The organism is Streptomyces inhibens (genome assembly GCF_003389455.1).
Taxonomy (GTDB): Bacteria; Actinomycetota; Actinomycetes; order Streptomycetales; family Streptomycetaceae; genus Streptomyces; species Streptomyces inhibens.
On record NZ_QUAC01000029.1, the window covers coordinates 42,552 to 51,229 of the forward strand.

The 8,678-nt window shown below is 71.2% G+C and carries 6 protein-coding genes and 1 pseudogene; 3 read left to right on the forward strand and 4 right to left on the reverse strand.

The window, feature by feature from the left end; translation table 11 throughout:
* Window positions 1-87: 87 nt before the first annotated feature.
* The 3 genes and pseudogenes from lanKC to DY245_RS04995 form a co-directional block, all read right to left on the reverse strand.
* Window positions 88-2,742 (reverse strand): annotated as a pseudogene (gene lanKC / locus DY245_RS48140) (class III lanthionine synthetase LanKC); the annotation flags it as partial.
* On the reverse strand, window positions 2,739-3,452 hold the full coding sequence (locus DY245_RS04990) for a GNAT family N-acetyltransferase (protein ID WP_181923522.1): 714 nt from the start codon (window positions 3,450-3,452) through the stop codon (window positions 2,739-2,741). The gene DY245_RS04990 and the pseudogene lanKC, both read right to left, overlap by 4 nt.
* A gap of 30 nt (window positions 3,453-3,482) precedes the next feature.
* Complete coding sequence (locus tag DY245_RS04995) at window positions 3,483-4,742, reverse strand: beta-ketoacyl-[acyl-carrier-protein] synthase family protein (RefSeq protein ID WP_128503910.1); 1,260 nt, start codon at window positions 4,740-4,742, stop codon at window positions 3,483-3,485.
* A gap of 450 nt (window positions 4,743-5,192) precedes the next feature.
* On the opposite strand from DY245_RS04995, the gene DY245_RS05000 reads away from it, so the two are divergent.
* Window positions 5,193-5,372, forward strand: coding sequence for a DUF5708 family protein (locus DY245_RS05000; RefSeq protein WP_128503912.1), 180 nt, complete (start codon window positions 5,193-5,195; stop codon window positions 5,370-5,372).
* 58 nt (window positions 5,373-5,430) lie between these two features.
* On the opposite strand, the gene DY245_RS05005 is transcribed toward DY245_RS05000, so the two are convergent.
* Window positions 5,431-6,678, reverse strand: a complete 1,248-nt coding sequence (locus DY245_RS05005; protein WP_128503914.1) for a helix-turn-helix domain-containing protein — start codon at window positions 6,676-6,678, stop codon at window positions 5,431-5,433.
* 371 nt (window positions 6,679-7,049) lie between these two features.
* Between DY245_RS05005 and DY245_RS05010 the strand changes: the two genes are divergently transcribed.
* Together DY245_RS05010 and DY245_RS05015 are read left to right on the forward strand one after the other, a co-directional pair.
* Window positions 7,050-7,706, forward strand: coding sequence for a DUF1707 SHOCT-like domain-containing protein (locus DY245_RS05010; RefSeq protein WP_128503916.1), 657 nt, complete (start codon window positions 7,050-7,052; stop codon window positions 7,704-7,706).
* Window positions 7,707-7,798: 92 nt separating this feature from the next.
* Window positions 7,799-8,557: an ABC transporter permease gene (locus DY245_RS05015; protein WP_128503928.1), complete on the forward strand. Its 759-nt coding sequence runs from the start codon at window positions 7,799-7,801 to the stop codon at window positions 8,555-8,557.
* The last annotated feature ends 121 nt before the right edge of the window (window positions 8,558-8,678 follow it).

Below are 8,678 nucleotides of genomic sequence, written 5' to 3' on the forward strand. Positions count from 1 at the left end.
CAGTGCCCGCTGCCCCGGACGGGGCGGCGAGGGTGGCGGCGCTCGTGGCGCCGCCGCCGCGTCCCGGGGCCGCCGAGTGAACGGCTNAGTGCCCGCTGCCCCGGACGGGGCGGCGAGGGTGGCGGCGCTCGTGGCGCCGCCGCCGCGTCCCGGGGCCGCCGAGTGAACGGCTGCCGCGGAGCGCGAGTCGGTGAGGAACGGGAGCAGCGGGGTGCCCCGTTCGGTGGCGGACAGCGCGAGCAGAACTCCCGCGCTGCCGCCGGCCAGGTCCATGGAGATCCGGGCGCGGCCGTCGCAGGGGAAGACCACCGCTCCGTTCCGCGTCATGGCGTGCTGGCCCAGATTGGTCAGATGGCGGCGCAGATGGCGCTCGGTCGCCTCCGGGGGCAAGGACACCCGGTCGCGTAGCGTCGCCAGGGTGGCGAGCAGTCCCGCGCGGCCGCCCAGCAGGCCGGACTCGATGACGAAGTCGGCGGCGCAGGCGCGCAGCAGGGCGGGCAGCGCCTCGCGGATCCGGTCGTCGTCGCGCAGCTCCAGCAGCTCGGCCGCCACCAGCGCGATCCCCGCGCTGCCGTTGTCCAGGTAAGGCAGCAGCCGGAATCCCTCGTCGACCTGGAGGGTGTCCTGCGGACCGGGCGAGCAGCGCGCGAGGTCGCGGTGGACGGCGTGTACCGCCTCGTCCAGCAACCCGGGGTCCCCGGTGGCCTGGTGGGCGCGCAGGAGGAAGAGGGCGGCGCCCGACCAGCCGTACATCAGGCCGGCGGCGTCCTTCGAGCCGCGTCGGCGCTTGCGCTCGACCGGTTCGGTGCGGGCCGCGGTCAGCCGCTGGGTGACGCGGTCGGCGAGGCCGAGTGCCTGCTGCCGTAGTGCGTCGCTGTCCAGCGCGTCGGCGAAGTGCAGCAGGTTCAGGCCGACGCCCGACAGGCCGCGGTAGAGGCTGGGGCAGTGGCGTACGGCCAGCCGGCCGTCGGCCCGGTCGAGGGCGCGCCGGGCGGCCTCGTCCTCCCCCAACTCGCTTAAGACGTACGCCATTCCGTGGAGGCCGTCATAGAAGCCGATCCGCTCGGCGGGGACCCGGTCGACGGCGGCGCGCAGCCAGGCGACACCCTCCTCGTCGCGCTGCCCGAGCGCGGTGTGCAGCGTCCACAGGACGCCGGCCGCACCGTGTCCGAAGCCCGCGCCGCCCTCGACGAACTGCTCGAAGTCGCCGGGGTAGAGCCGGTCCTTACGGTGCGGGGTGGCGCTGTCGCGCAGCCCGCGGCCGAGGGATTCCAGCACACCGGAGGGTGGGAACGCGCCTGGCAAGGAGGTGAGGGGGGAGGTCGTGTCGTCGTTGGGGGCCAGTTGCGGGGCCAGCCGCGACACCAGGGAGTCCGGCAGTCCGTAGCGCTCGGCCGCGGTGGCCAGCAGCGCGGGGGCCTTGTCCGGGGCGAGGCCGCCGAGCGCGGCCAGCGGCAGGAAGAACCACAGTCCGATGGCGGCGAGCGCATAGTGGTCGCCGTCCGCGCCGATCGCATCGGCGCGGTGGAAGCCGGGGGCACCGAGGCTGCTCGGGGTGGCCCGGTCGATCTCGTCGGCCACCTCGAAGTCCAGGAGTACGGGCTCGTCGCCGGGCTTGATGATGAGGTTGCCCGGGTGCAGATCGCCGATCCGGATGCCGCGTTCGTGGACGGCGGCGACCAGCGCCTCGATCCGGCCGAGCAGGGCCAGCGCGCGGTCACGGTAGTCCGCGACGGCCTGTTCGTCGGGGTCGGGGACGGTCAGCGGGTGGTGGGCGGCGAGCCAGGTCTGGAGGTCCTGGCCCGCGATGTCCTCCAGGACCAGGAAGAGATGGTCGCGTACCTGGAGGGTGCCGAAGGTGCGCGGGATCCCGGGGAGTCCGGCCAGCCGCTCCAGCATCCGGTGCTCATGGGCGAGCCGGCTGACCGCGTCGCGGCCGACCCCGTCGGTCCCGGAGTAGGGCCGGCCCTCCTTGAGGACGACGCCGGTCTCACCCGCGCCGAGGGCGTCGGCGCCGAGCGGTGCGGCGCGGTAGACGCCGCCGCCGTTGGAGAACTGCAGCGCCCCGGTGATCCGGTAGGGGAAGTCGTCCACGGCCTGCCGGGCGGCGAGCGAGTCCTTGAGGATGTCGGGGATCGCGACCCAGTCGGGGGTGTGGAAGACCGGCGTACGGCGGTCCGGCTCGGGTGTGCCGTCGGGGCGCCGGAAGGCCGTCACCAGCTCACCGTCGGCGTCCTCCATGTAGCGGGTGCGGAAGCCGCCGTAGCGTACGTAGAGCGGGCCCTGGCGGAAGCGCAGATCGGTCAGGACGTACGGGCCGGGGCGGCCGCCGACGATCGCGTCCAGTCCTTCGAGGGTGCGGGCCAGGTCGGCCTCGTCCACGGGGTAGACGGTCAGCAGCTTGCCGGCGGAGGAGCGCTGGGCGTATTTGCGGCTCAGGGCGCGCAGGACGTTGGCGCTCTTGAGGTATTTGAAGGCCAGGCCGTGCCGGGTGCAGTAGGCGGCGACGTCGGCGATGGTGCGGCGGGCGTCGTCGGGGGCCGCGCTGACGTGGATCTTCCAGCCCTGGTCGGGGAGTTGGTCCTCGGGCGGGCGGCAGAAGGTCCAGGCCTCGTTCTCGTCGAGGGTCCAGCCGTCGGGGAGGGGCGGGGCGGGGAAGCGGGTGGCTTCCGTGTTCCAGTTGCCGGGCCAGTCGAAGAAGGTGCGGTCGGCCAGGGCGAAGCTCTCGGCGCCGTCTCTCATGCGGCACCTCGCTCGGCGCCGGCGGGCCCGTCCTCGTCGTGGGGCCCGGCCTCGTGGAGGGGCGTGGCGTCGTGGTCCAGGTACGCCGTCAGCGCGGTACGGCGGCCGGCCGTCGCGAGATGCTCGGCGAGGACGGCGCGGGCCTGGGACTTCTCGTCCTCGGGGATGAAGTCGTCGAGTCCGACGGCCAGTACGCGGTTGTCGTCGCTGGGCTTGAGCGAGGCGTAGTGCTCGTCGCGCAGCAGTCCCCACACGATCGCGTCGTGGTACTGACCGTCGAGGTAACAGTGGTCCCGCAGGATGCCCTCGACCACGAACGGGGTCTTGGTCATCAGCCGGATGATGCCCTTGTTGTAGCCGGCGGTGGTGACCTGTACGCGGTGCGCGTCGAGCTGGTGGAAGAGGTAGTCGACGAGCAGGACGACGGCCTCCGCGCCATAGCCGCGGCGCCACAGGTCGGGGCTGCCGATCGCGCCGCCGACGGTGTAGCCGCCGATCCGGCCGCTGCGCTGGTAGCTGACGGCGCCGATGCGCTCGCCGTCCTTCGTGCGGATCACCAGGTTGTGGACCCGCCCCGAGCGGTTGGCCTGCTCGATCTCGGCCGCGCCCAGTAGTTCCCAGTCGCCGCTGAGTACGGCCGCCGGCGAGCCGGGCCGCAGCCAGGAGGCGATCGCGGCCCAGTCGTCGTCGCCGGGCCATTCCAAGGTCACCAGTCGTCCCTGCACAGTGCGTCTCCCTCCTCAGCGTGTGTAGCGGGTGAGTACGAGTACGGCGTTGTGGCCGCCGAATCCGAATGAATTGCTCAGCACCACGTCGCCGTCCCAGTCGCGGGCGCCCTTGACGACCAGATCGAGGTCGGGTTCCTCGGGGTGGTCGCAGTTACGGATCGGTGGGATCTTGCGGTCTTGCAGCGAGAGCACCGCGGCGGCGGCCTCGGCGGCTCCGGAGGCGCCGAGCATGTGCCCGGTCATGCTCTTGACGGCGGTGATCGGCGTACGGCGCAGATGGTCGGGGCCGAGCACCTCGCGCAGCGCCGCGGCCTCGATACGGTCGTTGAGCACGGTGCCGGTGCCGTGGGCGCTGATCTGTCCGACGTCCTCGGGGGTGCGGCCCGCGTCGGCGAGTGCGTCGCGCATGGCGCGGATGGCTCCGGCTCCGGTCGGGTCGGGGGCGGTGGCGTGGTGGGCGTCGGTGGTGGCGGCGTAGCCGGCCACCTCGGCGAGGATGGGTGCGCCACGGCGTTCGGCGTGCCCGGCCTCCTCCAGCGTCAGGACGGTGGCCCCGACGGCCATCACGAAGCCGTCGCGGTCCCGGTCGAAGGGCCGGCTGGCGCCTTCGGGGTCGTCGTTACGGCGCGAGAGGGCCTGGGCGTTGGCGGTACCGGCCAGGTCGACGGCGGTGAGCGCGTCGTCGGCGCCGCCGGCCAGGGCGATATCGGCCCGGCCGTGGCGGATCAGTTCGGCCGCCTCGCCGATGGCCACCGCGCCGGTGGCGCAGGCCGCCGACACCGCGCAACTGGGGCCGCCGATGCCGTACTTGATGGACAGCAGGCTGGCCGGGTGGTCGATGGCGGTGAGGACCGAGTGGTACGGGGAGACCCGCCGCGATCCCTGCCGCTGCAGGACGTCGTACTGCTGCTGGATCGAGTTGGCGGCGCCGTAGCCGGAGCCGATCACCGCGGCGAAGCGGTACGGGTCGATGCCGGCCGGCTCGTCGAGACCGGCGGCGCGCAGGGCCTGGGCGGCAGCGACCACCGCGTACTGAGTGAAGCTGTCGCTGCGCCGGGCTTCCTGCGGTGTGAGGTAGCCGGTCGTGTCGAAGCCGGTGACCTCGCCGCCGATGCGGACCGGGAGGCCGGAGGTGTCGAAGCGGGTGAGGGTCTTCACGCCGCTGCGGCCGGCGAGCAGGGCGGCCCAGAAGTCCGCGGTGGTGTTTCCCACGGGGGACACCACGCCGGTGCCGGTGACGACAACGCGTCGCCGTTCCGCACGTACCTCCATGAAAGCCACCTCCTAGTTATCTGCCCCGTTGTCACGCTCGGGGCGTCCTCATGACCAGAAACATGACAGCCGAGTCATTGGCTTGTCAACAGGTTGCGCCGGAGGGAGTCAGTCAGGGGAACCTGTCATATGCGGGACGCAGGCCTCGTACCAGCGGAAACGCTCTCAGAGGCATGACTGACAGAGTCATGAAAATTGACTATGAGGCCGGCGGTCACGGCGGAACAGGGGCCGGGGCGGCGTGGGCGGGGCGGCCTGACCGAGGCGGCGGCGGGCGGCGGCGTAGGCCTCCCGGCCGGCGGCCGACCCCCTGGTAGGGCCCGGAGTACATAGAAAGTGACAGGCGGCGGGGCGGGAAGTGCCTACCTGCGGATGATCCGAATGCCGCGGCCGGACGGGACGCTGGTCCGTACACGTAGCTCCGACACATCACAAGGACGAGGGGAACTCATGAAGGGTATTGCGGTAGGTATTGTTCTGGCGATCGTCGGCCTGATCCTGTGGCTGACCACAAAGGAAGTGGATACGGGGGTCGTCTCACTTCACAAGGCCGGGCTGGTCCTGGCGATCGTCGGTGGCGCGGAAGCCTTGTTCGCGCTTCTGGGGCTTGGAAAGAAGGCGAAAAAATAGGCGCGCATTGCGCGCAATAACGGCATTTGCGGCGCCATGGTTTTTGGCACCCCGGCCTTCAGTCCCGCTTTTCGATGAGGTCCGTCAGCCGTTCCCGGGCCCGCTCGGCGTGTCGGTACGCCTGGGCCCGCCGGAACAGCTCTGCGGAATACCGGAAGTGTCCGGCCGCCCTTTCCCGGTCCCCCAGCCGTTCGCACGCCGCCGCGATCTCCAGGAGCGCGGCGGCTTTCTCATGACTGCGGCCGGTCTCGGGGAGCGCGGCCAGCTCCTCGCCCAGCGCGAAAACCCGGCCGGGGTCGCCGGCCGCCTCCGCACAGACCGCATCAGCGGCCGTCAGCCAGAGCGGGAATTCCGGTTCCTGCGTCACCGAGGCGACGACCAGGCCGCGCTCGACGATGCTGCGGGCCGCCGCCGTCTCGCCGCGGTGCAGCAACAGCAGGGCGTAATGCCCGTTGATCTTCTCCCAGAGCGGGAAGCCGGCGGTGGGGGTGACCCGGCGCGCGCACTCGCCCAGCAGCGCGGCGGCGCGCTCCATCTCGCCACGGTCGCGCAGATCGAGCGCCCGGTGCAGATCGATGGCGGCGCGCGGCCCGGGGAGCACGCCGTCCGCCGAGGGCCGGCAGTGGTCGGTGTCGGGGGCCCACTCCGGGCAGCCGCTCCAATAGGCGCAGCGGGTGAGCACATCGAGGACGAGCAGTGAGTGGAAGCCCGTGCCGGGGCGCCGGTCGGCGCATTCGAGGAAGCCGGTGAGCGCATAGCGCAGCCCGTCCTGGACCCGGCCGGCCGACTCCAGCAGATCGGCGAGCGCGATCAGGGCGCGCAGCCGGGCCTCGGCGTACGGGGCGGGGGTGAGCGCGTCCAGCATCCGCAGCAGGACCTCGGCGCCCTCGTCGGCGCGGCCGAGGGTGCCCAGTATTTCGGCAATGGCGAGCTGCGCCTCGGTAAATACGTCGTCCTGGCGGCCGGCCGGATCAATCTCGGCCAGTGCGCGGAATTCCCGCAGTGCGCCCTCGGCGTCGCCGCCCTCCCATTGCCGGCGGGCCGCCACCAATCGTCCGACGAGGTCGAGCCGGCGGACCCGGCTGGTGGTTTCGACATGCTCGGCGGTTCTGGATATTTCGTCCACGCCGACCCCGAGGCGTTGCGCCAGGATCTTGAGTGCCCGGCCGCTGGGAATGCGCTTCCCGCGTTCGACGAGTGAGATGTAGCTCGACGACATTTCGGACCCGGCAAGGTCGTGCTGTGTCATTCCCGCGCTGACCCGAAGCTCTTTGATTCTCCGCCCGGTGTCCGCCAGCTCAGGCATTCGACAAACCCTCCGGATTTCGAACAGTGGATGACTCCGGCCGACTGCACCAAATCGGCGCGAGTCACAATGAGTGCTCGGCACTTTACCAAGTAGTCAAGAAGAAGTCGACCGATATTCGGATTCCTTCACCGGTCTTCACCGGGCCTGCCGAGATCATTTCGAGGGGCGCGCACAATGCGGACAACGCCTCCGGACGGAGCCGCTGCCCGCACCCGGAAACCGGCTGACCGGTACACCGAACTATGTGCTCCGGCACCGCGGGTCAACCTTTCGATGTAGTACCGCACGGCGATGCCCGCGCCCGGCGTGACGTGGTCGGATGAGGCATCAACGCTCCACCACCGCCGGACTCAGCGGAGGCACCACCCATGACCCAGCCCCAACGACCCGATCTGTACAAGGATGTGGCGCCCTCACAGGCATCGTCCCGCGCGGTGCTGGCCTCGGACGCCGAACGCGAGGACATGGTCGAACGGCTCAGGGAAGCCACCGCGGAAGGCCGGTTAACCCTCGAAGAGCTGGCCGAGCGTTCCGAGGCGGCATATCTCGCGCGTACCCGCGAGGAGTTGCAGTCCGTCGGCGAGGATCTGCCGCATGTGACTCCCCCGGAGTCATCGGCCTCCGCCACCGGACAGCGCAGCTTCCGCGCCGTATTCGGCGATGTCACCCACCACAGCCCCTCCCTGGAACACGGCATCGAGGCGACCGCAGTCTTCGGGGATCTGACCCTCGACCTGTGCGCCTCCCCGGCACCGTCGACCGGCGAACTGACCATCGAGGCCCGTGCGCTCGTCGGCGATGTCCATCTGCTGCTCCCGGAAGGCGTCCGGGTCGAGATGAACTGCAGCAAGGTCTTGGGAGATCTGCGCAATGTGACCCGGGAACACTCCGGCCCGGAAGCCGTCACCCCGCTCATCCGCATCACCGGCTCCGCCGTCCTGGGCGACATCGTCGTCGCGCACCCCAACAGCGACCGGCGCACGTACTGGCAGAAGTGGCTCGACGAGCGCCGCGGCCGGGCCTGACCGGAGGAGAAGCCGTGACGTCGTTTCAGGCCCTGCCCCGCCCCGAGCCGCCCGCGCCCGTCACCGACGAAGGCCGGATAGGCCCGCGGGCCATGGCGCGGCACACGGGCGCGCTGGTCCGCCGCAATCTTCTGCAGATCCGGCAGAACCCGGAGTCGATGACCGACGCGCTGCTGATGCCGATCGTGCTGACGGTGCTGTTCGTCTTCGTCTTCGGCGGCTCGATCGGCGCGGGCGGCGACCGCGCGCAGTACACCGCCTTTCTGGTGCCGGGGCTGATGGTGATCCTCGGGATGACCATCGCGATGGCCGTCGGCACCGGCGTCAACGACGACTTCCGTACCGGCCTGATGGACCGCTTCCGCAGCATGCCCATCGCCCGCTCCTCGGTGCTGGTGGCCAAGGTCGTGGTGGAGACCGGCCGGATGCTGGTCGCGATCGCGGTGCTGCTGATCGTCGCCGCGGTACTCGGCTTCGACTTCAGCGGACGCTGGCCGGGCCTGCTGGCCGCGATCGGTCTGACCGCCGTCTTCGGCACCTCGCTGATCTGGATATTCATGCTGCTGGGGCTGACCCTGCGCACCGCACAGGCCATCCAGGCGCTCTCCGTCCTCGTGCTGACCCCGCTGCAATTCGGCTCCTCGATCTTCGTGCCGCCCTCGACCATGCCGGACTGGCTGCAGGCCTTCACCCGTATCAACCCGCTGACGCACATGGCCGACGCGGCCCGCGGACTCGCCCTGGGCGAGGGCCCGGTGGCCGGCCCGGTGCTCTGGACGCTCGTGTGGTCGCTGGGCCTCACGGCGGTCACCGCCCCGCTGGCCATCGCCAAGTTCCGCGCCAAGACCTGACACCCATCCGTACGGGCGGAGCACATCCCCCGTCACGCCCTCGGCGTGGTTCCCTCCGTACGAAGAAGACGTGGCCCGGCCCCACCCCGGCTCCCCCCGGGCCGGTGGGGGCCGGGCCACG